This window comes from Marinomonas foliarum, assembly GCF_016906065.1.
In the GTDB taxonomy this organism is placed as follows: domain Bacteria; phylum Pseudomonadota; class Gammaproteobacteria; order Pseudomonadales; family Marinomonadaceae; genus Marinomonas; species Marinomonas foliarum.
The window spans coordinates 3,298,632-3,317,921 of record NZ_CP070273.1 but is presented as its reverse complement, the minus strand read 5'-3'; the positions used below and the strand labels follow the sequence as shown (position 1 = coordinate 3,317,921).

Here is a 19,290-nt window from a genome sequence, read left to right as displayed (position 1 = left end):
ATTAAGACGCCTCAGACAAAGATTCAGTCGATTCTTTTTCTTCTACAGCCTGACGAATCACATTGCTAAGATACGCCGCATCAGCCGCCACGCCAGAGAATCGACCGGATCCCCAAGTGTACAACCAAGGCAAACCAATAAAATACACGCTTTTTTCATTCGCCACACCACGACGGTGAACCGGCGCGCCCATACCGTTGAAAACAGGTAAATCCAGCCACGAAAAGTCAGGCGTAAAACCAATACACCAAATGATGCTGGTAATGCTAGACGCGGCTAAATCCAAGTTTTCACGTTCTTCTTTTGGCTCCCACACTGGCTGATAAAGCGGTTCAACGGGGGCATCAATGCCGTTTTTTTCGATATAAGCATCGATGCGCGCATTGATGTTTTTGTAAGTATCGTCAGCGGCGTCTAAATTCGCGGCTAAGTTGGGTTTGAAAATAAATTGGCCATCTTGGTAATTTTCCATCAAGCCAAACAGCTCCATGCCTTCCAAGGCAAATTTACGCAAATCAATTTCTCGACCGCCGTCGCGCCCTGTCACATAGTGGTTGGTGTTATCACGAACCCCTTCACGCAATGGATGTTCATCCACAGACTTTTGGTAATAGCCCATGTCATCCAGCCATTCCACCACATCTTTACCGCGATATAGGCGAGCAACACGCGGTGCATTGCCAGTCGCCAGAAAGACTTTTTTACCATCAATATGCAGATCTTCGGCGATTTGCGCACCTGATTGACCCGAACCCACCACCAGCACTGCACCATCAGGCAATTGCTGTGAGTTTTTATATTGATTAGAGTGAATCTGAAGTACGCTTTCTGGAATGCGCTCAGCCATACGAGGAATAATCGGCTTCAAGTAACCACCTGAGGCAATAACTACTTGGTCGCCCGTAAATTCCCCTTTTGTGGTAACCACATGGAATTGACCGTTATCCAGTTTGCTAACTTTTTCAACGCTCACGCCTTCTAAAATTGGCGGTTGAACTTTGGCCGCGAAACGATCCAGATAACCAATGATCTCTTCTCGCTTCATAAAGCCTTTTGGATCATTTCCATCGTAAGGATGGTTTGGCAGTTCACATTGCCAATTAGGTGTCACCAAGGTGAAGGAATCCCAGCGTTGGGTTTTCCAGCTGTGCATCATGGTGTTTTTTTCAAAAATCAGATGGTCAATATCTTGCTCTTGCAAGCAAGCACTCATGGACAAACCGGCTTGACCACCGCCGACAATTAATACGGAATAATGAGTTGGTTGGCTGTTTTGTGCAGTAGGCATAATGGTTTCCTCTAATCGATAAATCGTGTGACTTTCACAGATGCATTAGGTGTTGTTTCATAACTGGCGCAGCGTGTCTTGATGACACCGAGCTGATCCATGGCACTAGAACAGGCATAGCCGAAACGCTCACGAACACGATTGCTCGCCGCGTTTAGTGCCGTTTCACTGGTCGCCAAAAATTCGTTTAAGGGATACTCTTTTCCCGCACTAAAGTGCTCTTTAATGACACTGGATGGGGAATAACAGGCTTCGGTTTTACCATCAGGCCAAACCACTTCAAATTGCACTACAGGCATAACATCCTCTCTTTTTCGCGCGATTCTTGCTTATCTTGTCGAAAGCCTAAAAAGGCCGCTTGTTCAAAGTCCCAAAAGGTGACGTTTTGACCTTCGTCTATCACCTCAATGGAAGGTCGTTCTGTCACATGTCCCATCGCGGCGGCATGAATGTCTCGGCTTTGAAAAAGCGCCACCACATCATCCACCTTGTCGACTGGACAAGTCATGACAAAACCAAAACTTGGGAAAGCGCACAGCCAATCTGACCAACTCACTTGATCGGGTTTTGGGATCTGCTGCAAAAACACATCCGCACCTTTTTGCGAGCAATCCATAAACATGGCTAAGGTGCCCAACAGCCCTGCTTGGCTGATGTCTTTACAGCCTGTCAGCCAGCCTTTTTCAGCCAATAACGGCAGCAACTCTAGGTCGCCTCGCAACCGTTCAGCGGGGGCGTTCGTCGTGGCATTCCAATTAAGATAAGGCGCGCGAAAAGCCCCTCGTTGATCCATGGCAACCACTATGGCGTCTCCAGTATTGGCATCGAAACTGGTTAACACTTCATTGGCATGACCCAAAATTGAAACAGCTAACTGTGTGGTTTTGCTGTTATGGCTGGTATGACCACCCACAACAGGCACGCCATAAGTCGTAGATGCGGCGTTCATACCCGCAAAAATTTGCGCACTGACGTCGTCCTGCGCACTCCACAAAGCATTCACCACCGCTTTTGCTCGACCGCCCATGGCGGCAATATCGCTGACGTTAACCATGACGCCACACCAACCTGAAAACCAAGGGTCCTGTGCGACAAAATCTGGCAGAAAGCCTTCTATCGCAAACAAGTCATAGCCGTTGGCGCTTTTCAGCACCGCTGTATCATCGCCATTTGAAAAACCCGACTCATTGCGCTTTTCAAATGAAGATATAACCGGCGCCAACGCCACCTTTGATGCCACTCCTGGGTAATGGCGAACGGTCTCAATGAGTTGTTGAAGCATAAGACGCCTCCCCAACACCGTGCGCGAAATCGGATTTGATCAGATTGGGTTCCAAACCCAACAAATATGGGCTGACTTCTGTCGCCTTAACTGGTCGACCAGAAACCCAAAAGCCTAAAGATGGCTGGCTCAATGGTGGATAATGCTCAAGATCGGCCTGCATTTTGGCGTGCTTCATGCCATGAATATCTTGATACCCTATCGTTGCCCAATGCAGCCGCTTAAACAGCACTTCGTTCTGCTCTTGCACCGTGGCTAAAAAGGTATGACAACCTAAGGTATTGGCGCTGGACACGGCGAGGCGAATCAAACTCGCGCCCAATACACCTTGGCGACGAAAGGCTTTTTTTACCGCCAAACGAGAGCCCCACCATAAACCAGGCACAGGTTGATGAATCCGCACTGTGCCCACCACTTCTTCTGGCATCCCTAAGATTGACGTGGTGACAATTAATGGCTGCGCGATCAGATCAATGTCGTCTCTATCATGTTCTTGGAACAAGCCTTGTTCTTCGCAGAACACTTCACGGCGAATGCAATTGGCTTGCTCAATTTCCCAATCATTCGTCGCCCATTTCACTTGGAATACACGACCTTGTTTAGACAGTGACATCGGCAGCCTCCTTTTCAAATCGAGAGAGAGACGAGCAAGCACCACAGCGTGCGCAACCAGCTTTCACTTTGTCGGAAGTCATATGGAGATTCACCAATTCTTGCGCCAAAGGACGCAATACCGCCTCCATAAAAGACGCCGTTGGCGCAGGACGATCTTCTAACGGGGTACCAGAAATCGGCACAAAAGGCACCACAAAGGGATAAACACCCATGGCAACCAGCTTGCGACAGGTGTCGATAATGGTTTCTTCTGTGTCACCAAGGCCTGCCAGAATATAAGTGCTCACTTGGCCTCGCCCAAACACCGCCACTGCGTCTTCAAAGGCTTGAAAATACTCATCCAAAGACACTTCCGATTTACCCGGTGTAATAGTTTTGCGTAATTCGGGCGTAATCACTTCTAAATGCATGCCTAAGGAATCAATACCCGCGTCTTTCATGCGTTGATACCAAATAGGATCTTTCGGTGGCTCGCACTGACCTTGAATGGGCACATCAACTACAGCTTTGATGCCTTTGGCACTTTCACACATGACTTTCGCCCCGCGATCAGCACCAGCAGGCGTGCCTGTGGTCATAACAATGTGCTTGATGCCATCTAATTCCACCGCGGCTTTTGCCACTTCCGCTAATTGTTCCGGTGTTTTATGAGCAATGGTGCGCCCTGCTCGTAGCGATTGCCCGATGGAGCAAAACTGACACGCTTTACGACGGCTTTCGTAACGAATACAGGTTTGTAATACCGTGGTAGCAAGCACATCGGTGCTGTGCAAGGTGGCAATATGTGAATAGGGAATGCCATCAGCAGTGGATAATTTGTAAAACTCAGGGTCTTTGGCAAAAGTCACATCGGCCAGCGGGATACTATTCGATAACAATTGAGAAAATGGCTTATTTTGTGCCGTATCGTCTGCATTATGAATACCTTCATCTGACATCTCTTCATTCGAAAGCGTAAACGGCGATGCCCATGCGGTTTGGGTATAAATCGGCACCATTAACGTGGTGCCATCCACTGTGATCGCTTGATGATCGGATGGACCCGCGCCACCACGGCGACTCACGTGCTCCTGATCCAACGAGGTCAGACGCAAGCCTTTGGTTTGTAACTCAGTTAGGAATTGAGATGCTTTCATTTTGAGTTGTGTCGTCATGTGACTCTCCTCCATTGAATGATTCAGGTAACACTGAGGTACGAAAAGTGTCTGGCTCAGACTCGGGTAAGCCTGCAACGTATTGCGATACTTGAGCATTCATTTGTAAGCTCAAAAGCTCAGGGCGTGCGTAATGCCCAACGGAATCCATCATGCGTTTGCGCTTATCGATCAAACGGAAATCCAAATCCGCGTAGATAAAACCTTCGCCTTCAGTCATAGGTGGAACAAGGTGTTTGCCCTCTGGCGAAATGATCGCGGTATTGCAGCCATTTCTTAGGGCTTTTTGCATGGCTGGATCGGGTGTGATGCTTTGAATTTGAGCCTCGGTGAGCCAACCGGTGGAATTAATCACGAAACAACCCGACTCTAAAGCATGATGACGAATAGTGACGTCCATTTGTTCACCAAAGATCGGTCCCACTAACGACCCAGGAAATTGCGCGCAATGAATTTGCTCGTGTTGCGCCATTAATGAATAACGAGCCAATGGGTTGTAATGCTCCCAACACGCCAACGCACCAATTCGCCCTACTGCAGAATCAACCACTTTTAGACCCGAGGCATCACCTTGCCCCCAAATCATGCGCTCATGATAAGTCGGTGTGATTTTGCGACGCTTCAGAATCAGCTCGCCGGTTTTATCGAACACCAATTGGGTGTTGTATAAGCTGCCGTTATCGCGCTCATTCACGCCGACCACGACGACCATTTGACGCTCTTTGGCTTTGTGACCAATAGCTTCTGTTGTCGCACTCGGCACAACAACTGCTTCTTGGTACAAACGTAGATGCTCAGGGCCTTGGCTAACAGGCGGCAGCACAAACGAAAAATAAGGGTAATAAGGCATGAAGGTTTCAGGAAAAACGATGAGCTCTACACCGCTCTCAGCCGCTTCATCAATCATGTTCAGTACTTTGCGCAGCGTACCGGCCAAACTCTCCAAATCAGGAGAAATCTGGACGGCCGCGGCGCGAACGATTGGGTAATCACTCATCGCCGCGGCTCCTATTACATTGTCCAGGTATCAATGATCAACGCATTATCACGACGATGTAGAAGTTTAAGATCCAATACATCCAATGGATTAATCGGTCTAATCCCTTCAATCAAAGAGCGTTCGCCGTGACCATAAAGCGCTTGAAGAGCAAAACGACACGCGTAAACTTTCCCGCCTTCTGCCATAAATTTTTTCAACTGATTGTTGAAGTTCATGTGACCCGGAAACGCTTCGTCACCCAAAGTAGGAAAACCACGTTGTACACCCAAGTTCACCCCTGGGCCGTAAAGTAGAATACTGGTTTCGTAGCCTTTACGAAGTAGACGAGTGGCTTGCAGCATGTTCACAAAGCCAATGGAACCTTCAAAGGCAACCGTGTGAAAAGTCACTAAGGCTTTCTCACCAGCTTCTGCTTTCACGTCTTCAAAGACTTTTTCTTCGTAATCAACTAGGAAATCACCATCTTTGTTCAGTGTGTGTGTTACTTCTGGCATGTTTTCTCTCCGATCAAGTTGTTGTGTAAGAAACCGATGTGTTCAATTTCAACTTGAGTATTGCAACCGGAGTGCCAATGATCGTAAGACAAAAAGCAATCAATGTGCGATAAAGCAAAACATGAGTGAAAAAATTCACAAGAATTTTTTTTAAAAATAGATAAAAATAGGTTTAAAGCTAGATCTAGCCTAACCTCTACTTCGCACTATAAAGTTTCATTATGCTCAGACAGTCACCAATTGAGTGCAAAAAACGAACATAAAACAACGCTCAATCCATAAAAGGAGAGGTAAATAATTAGAAAAACGTGGAAAAATAAGGAAGAGAAATAAAAAAGGCAGATTTATAGAACCTGCCTTGAAATGCGCCATTGTTGATTAAACTATTTTTGAAACACAACACCGGACTTTGGGCGCTCGTCCACCGTAAGTTCAAAAATGTCTGGACGCGAATAATGACCACATACATCTAAGTCATAACGAGCTTTAGGAATATCCGCAAGATCAATCGACGCGCTAAGCAAACCTTCTCTATCTTGCAATGGTCCAGCGAGAACATTGCCCATAGGATCGATAATAATACTGCCTCCACGGATCAAACGGCGTTGATTATCCCAATTAGGAACATCAATACCAAGTACTTCTGGCGAAGGCTGAATTTGACACGCACTCACCACAAAACAGCGGCCTTCGTGACCAATATGACGCATGGTGCTTTGCCAAATATCCCGCTCATCGACCGTTGGCGCACACCAAATATCCACGCCTTTGGCATACATGGCTGCACGTAATAACGGCATATGGTTTTCCCAACAGATAGCGCCGCCCAATCGGCCTGCTTGACTTTCTACCACAGGTAAGGTCGAACCATCACCCAGCCCCCAAATAAGACGCTCCGTTCCGGTGGGCATGAGTTTACGATGTTTCGCTTCAAGGCCATTCTCTGGAGTAAAGTACAAAGACGTACAGTAGAGCGTGCTACCACTGCGTTCAATCACATCAATAACAATCGCCGCTTTGGTTCTTGCTGATAACTCAGCCAAAGTATCGGTTTCCTCACCTGGGACCGTCACAGCGTTATCGAAATAAGTGGCAAATGTCTCGCGGCCTTCATCGATTCGATAACCAAGGTAAGTACCAAAGGTTTCTCCTTTAGGATAACCACCCAGCAAGGCTTCCGGCATCACCACCAGCTTGGATTGAGAGGCAATGATTTGCTCTTCAAAAGATAAGATATGCTCTAAAGTGCGAGCTTTGCCCTCAGGATGAGAGCCAATTTGTAATGCACAGACGATAAACGCTGACATAAATACTACCTCGTTAACGATGTTTTCTTGATGAAAGCATTGGTCACAAAACCTCTATTCAGAGTAAAGTCTTTTGATAAACTCCAACATCCCAATCCATGACTAAGCATTATGAATGACATCAATATTTCATCGACTGACATGAACTTGTTAAAAGTATTTGAAGCCCTCTACATAGAAGGCAGCGCCAGTCGGGCAGCGCAGACACTTGGCCTCACTCAATCAACGGTGAGTGCCTCTTTGCGTCGACTAAGAACACTTTATAACGATCGTTTGTTTGTAAGAGAAGGCAAGGGATTAGCTCCAACGACCACAGCACATCAGCTAAAACCACTGATTTTTGATGCTCTCGATAAAATTCGTGAAACCCTACAATTGGTCAATCACAACACAACCAACTATCAAAACCGCACCATAGTAATCGGCTTATCCGATGATTTTGAAATTGCGCTAGCCGGTAAATTGATTGAAAAATTAGCCTTAGATGCACCGCATTTACGTCCTATTTTTCGCCAAGCCTATAGCGTCATTGTGCCGGACTTATTACAAGACAACGTTATTGATGTTGCCATCACTTCTGGCACAGGAAATAGCCGCTTTATTCGCCGCCAATTATTGGGAAAAAGCCATTACAGTTGCATTATTAACCGTCGTTACACCCAAAAACTTCCATTACTGACCTTAGAAGAATTCATTAGCTTTGATCATGTTTTGGTGTCGTCCGCGGGTTATGTAGGCATTGTCGATAATGCCCTAGCAAGAAATCATTTGAAGCGTCATATCATTGCTTCAACCACACATTTCGCTGCTTTACCCTTTTTTTTGCAACAAGAAAATCGTATCGCAACTATTCCAGCCCACGCTGCAACCGCCCTAGCACAACTAGACGATCTTACAGTTCTGCCATGTCCTCTTGAGCTAGAAAGTTACCCCGTTGAAGCGGCTTGGCGAGCAAAAGACGACCAAAGTCCGCTCATTCAAACAGTTGTGGCTTCGGTCAAAACTGTGCTTAAAAGCATTTTGTCTTAACAAAGAAAGTAGTAACTACTTGCGACATTTATAAAATTGATTGCATAATAAAATCCAATCAATCTATCTACCTGAAAGAGCCAACTATGTCGACATCACTTCTGGCCACTTGGAAAAAAGAACTCGATAACAAAGGCAAATATCCTGCCTACAAACGTATTGCCGAACTGATAAACGAAAACATCGAGTCAGGGAAACTGCAACCGCAAGATAAACTGCCGCCGATGCGAGATCTTGCGGAAGCCTTAGGGATTAATTATTCAACCGCTTCTCGTGCCTATAGCGAAGCGAAAAAGCGTGGACTCATCGACACCACCACAGGCGCGGGCAGTTTTATTAAAGGCAAAGTACCCGCGGTAAAACCGAGTCTAGCACCCTATGAAATGACCATGAATTTGGTGATCGAACCATCGATTCCAACGCTATTAGAAGAGCTAAAAGACGGTGCGTTAAGTAGCATTGCCTCGGCAGACTTATTAAGCAGTATTCGCTACCAAGATTTTGGCGGTAGCCCAGAAACCAAACAATGCTTTTTAGGATTAATAAAACGACGCGTGATGAATGCCACCTTAGATAGAGTGGTTTCTTGCCCCGGCATCCACAGTGGCTTGGTCGCTTTGGTCACTCAGTTATGCAGTAATCAGCAAATTATCTGTGTCGATAGCCTTACTTATCCGGGCATTAAAACCATTGCCGCTCAACTTGGCAAAACCCTTTTTTCTTTGGAAAGAGACAGTGACGGCCCATTGGTGAATGCCTTTGAAGACGCTTGCAGAACCCACGATGTCGCCGCGCTGTACCTCAACCCAACCATGCAAAATCCAACCTCAGCCAGTATTTCAAAAAGTCGTCGAGAAGCGTTAGCAGACGTCGCATTGCGCTTTAGTATTCCAATAATCGAAGACGATGCCTATGGTTTAATCAGCCATGATTCGGCTCCCACCTTTGCGACGCTTGCACCAGAATTAACTTATTACATCAATGGCTTATCTAAGTGCTTTGGCCCCGGAATGCGCACCGGTTTTATATTGTGCCCGACGCATCGTAAAGCCGAATACACAGCCGGCGCATTACGCTCCTTGAATGTGATGGAAAACCCGATTATGCATGCCATTGTCTGTCGCTGGATAAACGAAGGGACGTTAGATCACATGATCCAATCAATTAAAAGAGAAGCCAATGCGCGGCAAGTAATGATCAAAGAAACGTTAAAAATACACAGTGTATCGATGGAAGAAAACGCCTTTCATTTTTGGATAAAACTGCCTAAACACCTAGGTTGGAATCCATCAGATTTGGCTACAAAGCTTCGTTCATTAGGGGTTAATGCGGTTTCTAGCGCGGCATTTGCCACGGACAACAATCCGCCACAAGCATTAAGAATTTGCTTTGGTGGTCCATCTTCAAGACAACATTGCCAAGAACAAATGACTATTTTATCTGAACTACTCAACCAGCCTGCGCACCTAGCCAGAGTCATGTATTAAAAAGGGTGGACTTCCCAAACTTTATAAAATACCTAACTGGTTTTAAAGGCCTTGTAAAACAAGATGCTAAATAAATAACACCATTTATTATGCGCACTTTTTCTGTAGCACAAATTTGTCTATTACAAAAAGTGCGTGCCTTCAATAAGCTTCCCCCCTGTGTCAGGGTCGTTGTCGCCTCATGTATAGACCGACCACATCCTTTCCAAAACAAACCGAGTACATAGTTTACATAAGTTAAAATGCCATAAGCAGGAGGGCTGTTTATGGCTTGGAATGAGACTTGTGTTATGGACTTAAAAGTATCGTTAGTTTCAGATTGGTTGTCTGGTTGCTATACAAAAACAATGCTTGCGAAAAAATATGGTATTAGTCGACCGACGGTAAATAAATGGTTAGGTCGCTATGATGAAGGTGGCGCTGAAGGTTTATATGATCAAAGCCGTCAGCCGCATAGCTGCCCTCATCAAACTTCTGATGAAGTGATTGCAGAACTCATTAAGCTTAAGCAAGGTTTTCCTTACTGAGGCCCAAAAAGATTAATGACTTATTAAAGCTTCAAAAACCATGGCTGAAGTGTCCTGCGGACAGTACAACAGGGCAAATACTGAAGAAAGCAGGGCTAGTTAAAGCAAAGAAAAGAAGCAGTAAAGTCAGCGCCTATCCATCTAAATTAACCAAATCTGAGCATTCTTGTGAAGTGTGGAATATTGACTTCAAAGGACAAGCCAAGCTTGGGAATGGCCATTGGTGTTATCCATTAACTATTACAGATGATTTTAGCCGTTTTTTATTGTGTTTAGAGGCGCAAAAAAGCACTAAAGCAAAACCAGTCAAAGAAAATCTAGAGCGACTATTTACGGATTATGGTTTACCTGATGTGATCAAAAGTGACAATGGAACACCGTTCGCGACTCGTGCGGTTGGAGGGCTAAGTAATCTTTCAATTTGGTTGATCAAGCTGGGAATAACACCGGAGCGAATAGAAAAGGAAAGCCTACCCAAAATGGTCGTCATGAGCGAATGCACCGGACGTTGAAGATGGAAACAATGAAGCCAATGAAGTATTCGTTTTTTGCTCAACAGCAAGCCTTTAATCGATTTAAAGATGAGTATAATTGTCTTCGCTCTCATGAAAGCTTAGATCGAAAGAGACCTGTAGAGTCTTTTAAAAAATCAAATCGTGAATTGGACTTCCCAGCATTTGCTCTATAGTGGTTTATGCTAATGGTATATTGAGACTTGCAATCCGCCCCAGCAAACCTAGACTCTTTATCGATTTAAAAAATCGACTTTCTTTCAAATGATTTTTCAAGTACCCATACTTCATAGAACCAAGTTTTATTTTGATCGTTCTATCTAGGCTTATTGTTCTTTGAGCAAAATGACGAGGAAGACTAGTAATAAAATAAACCGAGCATTCAATAGAGGTAAGAATAAGAGTTTGTTTAGGAATAGCTTGACGCTTCATCACCAGCAATAGCTGCCTATCTAGGAAATATACGAATAAGTCCATACGTCATACAAATGTGAATCAATTATTGCTTTTCCTTTAAGTTGAAAGCACTTCTTCATACTACCATATAGATATCAGGCGAATTTTAATTTTGGTAGACACCAAAATTAAAATAAAAAAAATAATAAAGGCTCTTCCCGCATCAATCGGAGCGCGGGAAGAGTTAATAATAACGTCAAACTTGAGTGTGGTATTTGTGGTCTAAGGCATTGATTGCATTTACGTTACTAGCGGAACGACCATTCTCATCGAAAGATTCCTTCAGGAATGCATCGGCAATAGATTTCGCTAACTCTTGGCCAATTACTCGAGCGCCCATGGTGATGATTTGGGCATTATTAGACAGTGCAGCACGTTCTGCTGAATAGGTATCGTGGGTCAATGCCGCTCGAATGCCCGGTACTTTACTGGCTGCGATGCATACGCCAATACCAGTACCACAGCATAGAATGGCACGATCATACTGACCATCTAGTACAGCACTCGCCACACGATCCGACATATTGGCATAAAAGTCGTCTGGGCTCCCCGCTTCATCACGTGACAAATCCGTCACTTCAAAACGGTCTTTTAGGTGTTCAACAAGGGCTTGAGCCAATACTTCCCCTGCGCTATCGCCAGCAATTGCAATTTTCATGGTGTGATCTCCTAGTTTGATTTCGCTCGAACGACTGCTGCACACTTGCTTAAAATGTCTACATAACCTTCAACATTCCACGCGGAACGGCCAATAAATAGGCCATCAATGTGCTCACAGGCGATGAGCTCTTCACAATTTTGAGGATTCACTGAGCCACCGTATAAACAAGGCACCTTACGCCCCAATACACTGTGCGCCACGTCCAGAATTTCAGCTTGTCTCGCGTCGGCATACTCGGCAGAAGCCGGAACGCCGTTTTCACCGATGGCCCATACAGGCTCATAAGCAAATAAGATCGGTGCAGTTTTTTGAGTGTCAGTTAGATATTGCAGTGCACCACGCACTTCTTCTGCCAACACTTCAGCAGCATTGCCACTGTCTTTGTCTGCCAAAGTTTCGCCAATACAAATCAAAGGAACTAAACCATGACGAACCGCCGCTTCAACCTTTCGACCCACCGTGTCATTGGTTTCGCCAAAGTGCTCACGTCGCTCCGAATGGCCAAGCTCGACAATATCAAGCTCGCAGTCCTTCAACATCAGTGGCGATACTTCACCTGTCCATGCCCCTTGATCAGCCCAATGCATATTTTGAGCTCCTACTTTGACCGATGTGCTTTTGAGGATCTGTTTCACCTCACGGACATTAGTAAAAGATGGAATTACAAATCGTTGAATGCTCTCCTCGGCTTGCCCATTCACTTCTTTAAGTGCTGCGGCAAAGGCTTGCGCCTCAGCTAAGGTTTTGTTCATTTTCCAACTTGTGCCTACCCAAAATTGCGCTGTCGTTGTCATGTGGCTTCCGGTGATCTCGCTATCGTTAACTGAATGCCGGCATTAGACAGATTCTCTTCTATAGCCGACTCTGGAACCTGGTCTGTGATGACCCAGTCAAAGTCTTCGAGATCTGCCAAAACGTGTAATGCCACGCGATCAAAGCGGGTATGATTCACTAGCAAACATTTTTTAACCGCCGCACTCAACATTGCTTTTTTCACCCGTACCACATCCGCATCCATATGGAACACTTGGGTTCCAGACACTGCTGGGCTAGACAAAAACGCAATGTCTGCACGCAAACTGATTAAGTTCTGTTCCGCTAAGACGCCGAAGTAGCCGTTATACTTGGCAGAGTACTCTCCACCCAGTGCAATCAAATCGATGCCGTTTTCGAACTTAAGAGCTTCCATAATGGCCGCATTGTTGGTGATAACGGTCAGAGGTTTTTTTGCTGGGAGCAACTTACCCAATACCGCCGCCATAGAGCCATCATTCACCATCACTGTCATGCCTGGCTCAACCAAAGTCAGAGCCTGCTCAGCCATATGCTCTTTACCTTGACCACCTTGACGTTCACGCAATCTGAAGTCACTTTCAAACTGCATGCCTGCTTCGATGGTCGCACCGCCACGGACTTTTCTAAGCAAGCCCGCAGCTTCCAGTTCGTCAAGATCACGATGAATAGTCATTTTAGATACATCAAAGCGCAGAGCTAATTCTTCTAAGTCCACTACACCGTTCTCTACTAACAGATCGATAATTTGCTGTCTTCGTTCGTCTCGTTTCATAACAACTCGCCTTGATAGCAAATCTCTTGAGTATGTTATAAACCTTAAGATCACATTTTAAAAGTTATTTTTAACATTTTTTATTTTATTTTGTGATTTTTGGTGTTAATTTAACATCGTACTCAATAGAGATGCGGGATTAATCACATAATTGTGAGGAAATGACACTTTAATGCCGTTTCAATAGGCAAAAGAATATCATCTTAGGAGGTATTTGGGAGCTGAATTGACGGAATTTATAGGTTTTGATGGGGCCTTTTGAGATATCTTCTGCTGATCTTCGATCACCCTGAGGCTAAGATATCTCACTTAGAAAGGCAAAAAAGTGATTTTCATGTTATTTATAACAAAGTAACATTTAAAACATTCCATCATGTAATTTCATTGAGTATCTTCCTCGACCTTAATCCCGCGGTATCCTTAAAGGTACTGCGGGATATTTTTATCCTTGATTGCAGGAATAAAAAAGCAGAACTCAAAGGTTCTGCTTGATTAAGGCCAAGGAAGACTGCAGCGTTCAAAGAGTGGCTAAAATAGCACGGGCGGTGACTTCGTCGGTAATCAAACCAGTTAACAGTTTACCATTCAAAACTGCGCGTATAGCTTCAACCTTTTCTTCGCCACCGGCGATGGCAATGATTTCACCTCTCTTCCCCTCTAAAGACACAGACAACATACGAGCGCTAAGAGACGTATTAGTTATCTCACCCTTCTCATCAAAAAAATGCCCCATGGCCTCGCCTACAGCTCCCGCCCTAGCAATCTCAATAATTTCTTCCGGCTTAATAGGCCCAGACGCCACCAGCTGGGCTGTTTGCGCTACGGTACCGATACCGATGAACTTAAGATCAGCATTATTAGCCATGGTGAACACCTCTTTCACTCCTTTCTGTGCCAACAGCACAGTACGATCTTCCACTGAATTAGCCAATAAAGGGACCGGCATAGTGTAAGAAGGAGCCCCGGTTTTAGCCGCAATCCAATGCAAAACGTCATCCCTATTAATAGAGTAATCCCGAGTTAAGCCACCTAACAGAGAAACAAACTTTACATTTGAAGTATCGAGGCGCGGTAACTGATGCACCACAGCCGCCAAGGCTCGACCAAGTGCCAAGCCAATGGTGATGTCTGATTTAGAAGTAAGAAGGTTCTTAAGGTAGGTCGAGCCTGCTTGACCAAGGGTTTTCAGAGGGATTCCCTCTTCACCCAGATCTGGCGCAACGATGCATTGCTTTAAGCCAAACCTAGCGATCAGCAGCTCTTCCAGCTTCACGCATTCTGTTATCTTTCCATCGATAGAAACTTTCACCGCACCTTCGGCAACGGCTTTAGAAATGAGACGATGAGTCTTTACTGATGTGAGCCCAAGGCGCTTAGCTACAGCAGCTTGAGTAAGCCCCCCCACGTAATGCAACCAAGCAGCCCGTATCGCCAACGAATCATCGAAATCCACAAGACCCTCCTTCGTATCCAAACTTCTACTCCGATATCAAATTTAATGCCACCTGCTCCAATGCGAAACGAACTTTACACCAATAACCACAAAACTTCGACATAGTGCAACCCGTATAACATAGGCTCAAATATTTAAATCCTGAACTCCACTATCAATATGCGGCGCCCAGAATGACACACTTTCTGCGATTTGCTCCACCACCTGACGATCCGTGGGCTCACGCTCTTTAAAACTCAATTCAAGGCAAATTTGATTATCCTTAGCACCACCTTTTGCTAGGGTTCCCAATAAAGGCTCCGGTTGAATTCGACCATTAAGGTTGTACTCTTTAATAAACGGACGGTGTCCTCCCTTATCCATCAAGCTTTGTTTTATGTGGATAATCGGTGACACCTTAGGCACAACTTCTGCCCAAGCGTAAGGATCGAAATCAGCAGGGTTTTGGGACATCACATCACCGTGGTCGATGTCCGCCATCATCCACATAGGCACTGCCATATTTGCGTCGGTTAGTCGTTGTTGTAAGCTCATTGCAGAAGCAATGGTATCACCGAACTCACGTCCAACACTCATTGGCTCCCAGTAAACATATTTTAAACCCGCTTGCTTGGCATGTTCTGCCACTTCCGCCCAGCAATCGATGGCAATTTGCGTTAGTGCTTCGCGACGCTTGGGATCGTCAAAATCCTTTTGGGTCATGATAGCGAACTGGGTTCCAACGGCTTCCCCACCAAGGTCAGCAGTAATGTCAGCAAAGATCTTAAACCACTCCACGTAGTAACGACGCACCTCTGCATCAGGGTGACCAAAGTGATTTAAGCGCCCATAAGGCCCAGTCATTCCAGAAGTAATTCGTACACCTGTTTGTGTCAGAGCGGATTGCATTTCTCGGGTCAGTCGACGAATCAAGGACGCTGGCCAACTGGGGTTAATAAACTCATGGGTCAGCTGCACATCACGAATCTTGATGTCGTGTGCAATAGTCTCAATTAAGTGCTTTGGCTCAGCAAAGCGGTTAACTAAAGGGTTGGTATTTAATCCTAATGTTAATGCCATGATGCCCTCCTTACGAAATTTTACGATCAGAGTTATGTTCGATAAATTGAGATGCAAACCACTGGCCGAAGGTTGCTTTCTGCTCGTCTGATAGGTGCAAGCCCTCTTTAGTACGACGCTCTAGAACGTCTTCCGCTGTCATGGCCCATTCGTACTCCACTAGGTAACGCACTTCTGCTTCGTATAAGTTGCCACCAAAATACTGGCCCAAACCTTCAATGGACACCACACCCGCGACAATCTGCTTAATAATGGAACCATAATGACGACCATAATGGACAAGTAACGCCCGTGGCATCCATGGATAGTCCTCTTTACAAGCCTGCATGTAGGACTGAAAATCCGCATTCGGAATATCCCCACCCGGCAGCACCGCGCCACTGGTCCAGTTACCACCCATTTCAGGGAAATATTTTTCGATTTTTTGGATCGCATGTTCCGACAGTTTTCGAAAAGTAGTCAGCTTGCCACCAAACACGTTCAACAAAGGAACTCCTTGGGTTTCATCCATATCAAACACATAATCTCGAGTTACTGCAGACGGATTCCCTTGACCATCATCAAACAGAGGTCGTACCCCAGAGAAGGTGGTGATTACATCTTGACGACGCAGGGTTTCTTTAAAGTAACGATTCACGGCAGCCAACAAGTACTCAATTTCGCTCTCATCTGCTTTGACATCTTCCACTTTGCCGTCATAAGGGATATCAGTCGTACCAATCAAAGCCTTGTCATCTTCGTATGGATTAATGAAAATCACGCGCTTGTCGTAGTTTTGCACTAAATAAGCCTGCTGCCCTTGCCAGAATTTCGGCACGATAATGTGGGAGCCTTTGACCAGCTGAATATTACGAGAACTTTTTGATGTAGCCACGTCATCAACGATCCGGCGCACCCATGGTCCCGCTGCGTTCACCAATAGCTTGGCTTTAAAGGTACGCACTTCCTTGGTCATCGCGTTTTCAGTAGTAATTTCCCAATACCCATCGGCATGACGCGTTGCTGCCACACAACGGGTGCGTGTCAGAACTTCTGCCCCCTTCTGTGCCGCAGCTAACGCATTCAAAACCACTAGACGAGAATCATCTACCCAGCAGTCCGAGTATTCAAACCCTTTGGTGTATTGGTCTTTAATCGGTGCACCTTCTGGATCACGGTGAAGATTTAAGGTACGAGTGCCAGGCAAACGTTTGCGACCTCCCAAGTGGTCATAAAGAAACAATCCTAGACGCACCAACCAAGCTGGGCGATCCTCTTTACTGTGAGGCAACACAAAGCGCATGGGCCAGATAATATGACTGGCTGAATTCAACAGGACCTCACGCTCAATTAAGGCTTCGCGAACCAAACGAAACTCGTAGTATTCTAGATAGCGCAACCCACCATGTACCAGTTTACCTGAGCGGGAAGATGTCCCTTGTGCCAAGTCGTCTTTTTCACATAAGACCACAGATAATCCGCGACCAGCCGCATCCCTTGCGATACCCGCACCATTGATACCGCCACCGATTACAAACAGATCTAACATTTGTTCATTACTCATACCGAACCCCTTAATTAATCGCCGCAGATCGCACTTGCAATCTGTCTGTGCATTCTGTTGATTACATAGTTTTGATGTGTTCCATGGTGGCCCAAGTAGACGGGAACGACTGACGCTGATCATAAAACGCCTCAAATAAGCGTTCGTATTTGGCCGCCAATGCTTGGTCAGGGACTTCACCGTCACCCAGCAACGGCACCACCCACTCTTTTATGCAATCATCCATGGTTGGATATAAACCGATGGCCACCGCAGCCATCATGGCAGCCCCCGCAGCCCCTGCTTCTTCTCTGGCAGAAACGCGTACCTTGGCATTAACTGATGCCCCAAGAATCTGGCGTAAGGTTGGAGAGCGTACAGCGCCACCACTTAATCGTAATTCTGTCGCCGTACCGCCCATCGCTTCGTAGCAATCACGCATTGCCATGCCTAGGCCTTCAACTACAGCGCGTACTAGATCTGGAAAACGATGACGATAAGTTAAACCAGTAAAGCCGGCTCGAGCTTGCCCATTAACAAAGGGGCCACGCTCTCCAGCATCAGAAATGTATGGGTGATACAAGAGTTGTCCGGCTTCAGCCTGCTTTAACCAACGCTCCACCCTATCCACCAAGCTATAACTGGTACACTCGCAGTCAAAATCTTTCAACAAGTCCGCAGCCACATTTAATAGCCAATCTAGATTCAACGCCGACGCCATATTGGTTTGTACCTGGGTCACGCGACCGTCCACTGGCAAGGTAATCACATAACCTGTACCAGCTTGGTTTAGATAAACATCTTTATCCGCCACAGAGCGCATATGAACTCCGGTTGAGCCAATCACGGAACAAGCTACATCATCCTCTCCGGTATGAACGCCAGCCCCAAGGGCCGTCATAACCATGTCTACATAAGCTAAGGACACCGGGATACCTACCTGCAATCCAGCCAGTTCAGCAGCCTCTAACGTCAATGGAAAGGTTTGTTTGGAGCCATCTATGATGGAGGGCAATAGAGTGCGGTATTGGCTAAGACCGAGACTTTCGATTACAGACTCACTGTATTCACGGGTTCGAAAGTCACCAAAGGTAAAAGAGGCTTCTGAAGGGTCTGTTGCCCGTTGACCAGTTAAATTGAAGAATAACCAGTCTTTACAATGAAACGCTGTGCTAGCCTGCTGCAGTAACTCTGGGTAATGCTTGGCCATGTGGGCCATTTGCACCCCTTGCTGACAGGTGTTCAAACCTGTTCCGGTTTGCTCAAATCGTTGACGTTCGGTGGCTACTTTATTAAGAAAATCGACTGTACTTGATGCTCGACCATCCAACCAAAGCCACGCATCACCCACTGGTTGACCGGCCTCATCGATTAACCAAGTACCGTCCCCTTGACCTGTCACCGACAGAGCAATCACACGCTCTTTAAAACGCTCAATTTTTTCACTAAGCCCTTTTATAGCTCTAACGCAGTCTGACCAAGTTTGAGATAAAGATTGTGTAGCCGAGCCATCTAGACCCGTTTGATAGGAGTTGCGCACTGACGCAGTAGCAACTTGCTCACCACTGATTGTAAAGGCAACTGCTTTTACAACAGATGTACCTGCATCGATACCTATGATCAATTGTGAGTTCACTTATTACCCTCCTTGTTATAGAGGCAAGTGAAGCGGGGCAACTTTATTATTAGAAGCATGATTGATACCCGTTTCTTGTGACAGCGAACAAAACCTCGCTGTGAAATATTTTTCTTATTGTGATAATAATTTCCTAATTTTAAACGTCTGTCAACTCCATAACTACCTATCTCACATACAGATAGAATATCAATCAATAAACATAAGCACTTTAAAAACCAACACTGAAATTATAATCCCA

Annotated in this window: 20 protein-coding genes; 5 read left to right on the top strand and 15 right to left on the bottom strand. The window is 45.7% G+C overall.

Translation table 11 applies throughout. The annotated features are described in order from the left end of the window. Nucleotide 1: 1 nt before the first annotated feature. The 8 genes from JSY38_RS15405 to JSY38_RS15370 all read right to left on the bottom strand — a co-directional run bounded on the left by JSY38_RS15405 (nucleotide 2) and on the right by JSY38_RS15370 (nucleotide 7,140). Entirely contained in the window at nucleotides 2-1,288 is a 1,287-nt protein-coding gene (locus JSY38_RS15405; protein ID WP_205114001.1) for an MSMEG_0569 family flavin-dependent oxidoreductase, read from the bottom strand. An 11-nt stretch (nucleotides 1,289-1,299) separates the two neighbouring features. Beyond that, nucleotides 1,300-1,587, bottom strand: coding sequence for an MSMEG_0570 family nitrogen starvation response protein (locus JSY38_RS15400; protein WP_100188210.1), 288 nt, complete (start codon nucleotides 1,585-1,587; stop codon nucleotides 1,300-1,302). After that, on the bottom strand, nucleotides 1,578-2,570 hold the full coding sequence (locus JSY38_RS15395) for a sll0787 family AIR synthase-like protein (protein WP_114413691.1): 993 nt from the start codon (nucleotides 2,568-2,570) through the stop codon (nucleotides 1,578-1,580). Before JSY38_RS15395 ends, JSY38_RS15400 begins: the two co-directional genes overlap by 10 nt. After that, nucleotides 2,551-3,183 (bottom strand): MSMEG_0567/Sll0786 family nitrogen starvation N-acetyltransferase, encoded by a 633-nt coding sequence (locus tag JSY38_RS15390; protein ID WP_100188208.1) that lies wholly within the window; start codon nucleotides 3,181-3,183, stop codon nucleotides 2,551-2,553. The genes JSY38_RS15395 and JSY38_RS15390 overlap by 20 nt, the downstream gene beginning before the upstream one ends. Continuing rightward, nucleotides 3,170-4,339: an MSMEG_0568 family radical SAM protein gene (locus tag JSY38_RS15385; protein ID WP_114413690.1), complete on the bottom strand. Its 1,170-nt coding sequence runs from the start codon at nucleotides 4,337-4,339 to the stop codon at nucleotides 3,170-3,172. The genes JSY38_RS15390 and JSY38_RS15385 overlap by 14 nt, the downstream gene beginning before the upstream one ends. Beyond that, nucleotides 4,296-5,336, bottom strand: a complete 1,041-nt coding sequence (locus JSY38_RS15380; protein WP_100188206.1) for a Nit6803 family nitrilase — start codon at nucleotides 5,334-5,336, stop codon at nucleotides 4,296-4,298. Before JSY38_RS15380 ends, JSY38_RS15385 begins: the two co-directional genes overlap by 44 nt. A 14-nt stretch (nucleotides 5,337-5,350) precedes the next feature. Further along, nucleotides 5,351-5,833, bottom strand: coding sequence for an MSMEG_0572/Sll0783 family nitrogen starvation response protein (locus JSY38_RS15375; RefSeq protein ID WP_100188205.1), 483 nt, complete (start codon nucleotides 5,831-5,833; stop codon nucleotides 5,351-5,353). Nucleotides 5,834-6,216: 383 nt separating this feature from the next. Beyond that, on the bottom strand, nucleotides 6,217-7,140 hold the full coding sequence (locus JSY38_RS15370; RefSeq protein ID WP_205113999.1) for a carbon-nitrogen hydrolase family protein: 924 nt from the start codon (nucleotides 7,138-7,140) through the stop codon (nucleotides 6,217-6,219). Between the two features lie 111 nt (nucleotides 7,141-7,251). Here JSY38_RS15370 and JSY38_RS15365 point away from each other — a divergent pair, with 111 nt between their 5' ends. The 5 genes from JSY38_RS15365 to JSY38_RS18665 all read left to right on the top strand — a co-directional run bounded on the left by JSY38_RS15365 (nucleotide 7,252) and on the right by JSY38_RS18665 (nucleotide 10,871). Next, on the top strand, nucleotides 7,252-8,169 hold the full coding sequence (locus tag JSY38_RS15365) for a LysR substrate-binding domain-containing protein (RefSeq protein ID WP_205113997.1): 918 nt from the start codon (nucleotides 7,252-7,254) through the stop codon (nucleotides 8,167-8,169). An 86-nt stretch (nucleotides 8,170-8,255) separates the two neighbouring features. After that, complete coding sequence (locus tag JSY38_RS15360; protein ID WP_205113995.1) at nucleotides 8,256-9,656, top strand: aminotransferase-like domain-containing protein; 1,401 nt, start codon at nucleotides 8,256-8,258, stop codon at nucleotides 9,654-9,656. Nucleotides 9,657-9,922: 266 nt separating this feature from the next. After that, nucleotides 9,923-10,183 (top strand): helix-turn-helix domain-containing protein, encoded by a 261-nt coding sequence (locus tag JSY38_RS15355; protein WP_205113993.1) that lies wholly within the window; start codon nucleotides 9,923-9,925, stop codon nucleotides 10,181-10,183. Nucleotides 10,184-10,356: 173 nt separating this feature from the next. Beyond that, nucleotides 10,357-10,695, top strand: coding sequence for a DDE-type integrase/transposase/recombinase (locus tag JSY38_RS15350; protein WP_205113991.1), 339 nt, complete (start codon nucleotides 10,357-10,359; stop codon nucleotides 10,693-10,695). Continuing rightward, nucleotides 10,680-10,871 (top strand): hypothetical protein, encoded by a 192-nt coding sequence (locus tag JSY38_RS18665; protein ID WP_205113989.1) that lies wholly within the window; start codon nucleotides 10,680-10,682, stop codon nucleotides 10,869-10,871. Before JSY38_RS15350 ends, JSY38_RS18665 begins: the two co-directional genes overlap by 16 nt. Before the next feature lie 476 nt (nucleotides 10,872-11,347). Here the strand turns inward: JSY38_RS18665 and derI are convergent, their stop codons facing one another. From derI to JSY38_RS15310, 7 genes are all read right to left on the bottom strand, one after another. Next, nucleotides 11,348-11,809 (bottom strand): D-erythrulose-4-phosphate isomerase, encoded by a 462-nt coding sequence (gene derI / locus JSY38_RS15340; protein ID WP_205113987.1) that lies wholly within the window; start codon nucleotides 11,807-11,809, stop codon nucleotides 11,348-11,350. 11 nt (nucleotides 11,810-11,820) lie between these two features. After that, nucleotides 11,821-12,606, bottom strand: a complete 786-nt coding sequence (locus JSY38_RS15335) for a triose-phosphate isomerase (RefSeq protein WP_205113985.1) — start codon at nucleotides 12,604-12,606, stop codon at nucleotides 11,821-11,823. Beyond that, nucleotides 12,603-13,379: a DeoR/GlpR family DNA-binding transcription regulator gene (locus JSY38_RS15330; protein WP_114413445.1), complete on the bottom strand. Its 777-nt coding sequence runs from the start codon at nucleotides 13,377-13,379 to the stop codon at nucleotides 12,603-12,605. Before JSY38_RS15330 ends, JSY38_RS15335 begins: the two co-directional genes overlap by 4 nt. A 517-nt stretch (nucleotides 13,380-13,896) precedes the next feature. Beyond that, entirely contained in the window at nucleotides 13,897-14,832 is a 936-nt protein-coding gene (locus tag JSY38_RS15325) for a sugar-binding transcriptional regulator (protein WP_205113983.1), read from the bottom strand. A 126-nt stretch (nucleotides 14,833-14,958) separates the two neighbouring features. After that, nucleotides 14,959-15,891, bottom strand: coding sequence for a sugar phosphate isomerase/epimerase family protein (locus JSY38_RS15320; RefSeq protein WP_205113981.1), 933 nt, complete (start codon nucleotides 15,889-15,891; stop codon nucleotides 14,959-14,961). A gap of 10 nt (nucleotides 15,892-15,901) precedes the next feature. Then, nucleotides 15,902-17,434 carry a glycerol-3-phosphate dehydrogenase gene (locus JSY38_RS15315; protein ID WP_205113979.1) on the bottom strand — a complete coding sequence of 511 codons (1,533 nt, stop codon included), beginning with the start codon at nucleotides 17,432-17,434 and terminating at the stop codon, nucleotides 15,902-15,904. 61 nt (nucleotides 17,435-17,495) lie between these two features. Continuing rightward, nucleotides 17,496-19,049 (bottom strand): FGGY-family carbohydrate kinase, encoded by a 1,554-nt coding sequence (locus tag JSY38_RS15310; RefSeq protein WP_205113977.1) that lies wholly within the window; start codon nucleotides 19,047-19,049, stop codon nucleotides 17,496-17,498. Nucleotides 19,050-19,290: the final 241 nt, after the last annotated feature.

Excerpts from the sequence above, each read along its gene's own strand:
- JSY38_RS15405 (WP_205114001.1), bottom strand. The coding sequence starts at position 1,288 with ATGCCTACTGCACAAAACAGCCAACCAACTCATTATTCCGTATTAATT.
- JSY38_RS15400 (WP_100188210.1), bottom strand. The coding sequence starts at position 1,587 with ATGCCTGTAGTGCAATTTGAAGTGGTTTGGCCTGATGGTAAAACCGAA.
- JSY38_RS15395 (WP_114413691.1), bottom strand. The coding sequence starts at position 2,570 with ATGCTTCAACAACTCATTGAGACCGTTCGCCATTACCCAGGAGTGGCA.
- JSY38_RS15390 (WP_100188208.1), bottom strand. The coding sequence starts at position 3,183 with ATGTCACTGTCTAAACAAGGTCGTGTATTCCAAGTGAAATGGGCGACG.
- JSY38_RS15385 (WP_114413690.1), bottom strand. The coding sequence starts at position 4,339 with ATGACGACACAACTCAAAATGAAAGCATCTCAATTCCTAACTGAGTTA.
- JSY38_RS15380 (WP_100188206.1), bottom strand. The coding sequence starts at position 5,336 with ATGAGTGATTACCCAATCGTTCGCGCCGCGGCCGTCCAGATTTCTCCT.
- JSY38_RS15375 (WP_100188205.1), bottom strand. The coding sequence starts at position 5,833 with ATGCCAGAAGTAACACACACACTGAACAAAGATGGTGATTTCCTAGTT.
- JSY38_RS15370 (WP_205113999.1), bottom strand. The coding sequence starts at position 7,140 with ATGTCAGCGTTTATCGTCTGTGCATTACAAATTGGCTCTCATCCTGAG.
- JSY38_RS15365 (WP_205113997.1), top strand. The coding sequence starts at position 7,252 with ATGAATGACATCAATATTTCATCGACTGACATGAACTTGTTAAAAGTA.
- JSY38_RS15360 (WP_205113995.1), top strand. The coding sequence starts at position 8,256 with ATGTCGACATCACTTCTGGCCACTTGGAAAAAAGAACTCGATAACAAA.
- JSY38_RS15355 (WP_205113993.1), top strand. The coding sequence starts at position 9,923 with ATGGCTTGGAATGAGACTTGTGTTATGGACTTAAAAGTATCGTTAGTT.
- JSY38_RS18665 (WP_205113989.1), top strand. The coding sequence starts at position 10,680 with ATGCACCGGACGTTGAAGATGGAAACAATGAAGCCAATGAAGTATTCG.
- derI (WP_205113987.1), bottom strand. The coding sequence starts at position 11,809 with ATGAAAATTGCAATTGCTGGCGATAGCGCAGGGGAAGTATTGGCTCAA.
- JSY38_RS15335 (WP_205113985.1), bottom strand. The coding sequence starts at position 12,606 with ATGACAACGACAGCGCAATTTTGGGTAGGCACAAGTTGGAAAATGAAC.
- JSY38_RS15330 (WP_114413445.1), bottom strand. The coding sequence starts at position 13,379 with ATGAAACGAGACGAACGAAGACAGCAAATTATCGATCTGTTAGTAGAG.
- JSY38_RS15320 (WP_205113981.1), bottom strand. The coding sequence starts at position 15,891 with ATGGCATTAACATTAGGATTAAATACCAACCCTTTAGTTAACCGCTTT.
- JSY38_RS15315 (WP_205113979.1), bottom strand. The coding sequence starts at position 17,434 with ATGAGTAATGAACAAATGTTAGATCTGTTTGTAATCGGTGGCGGTATC.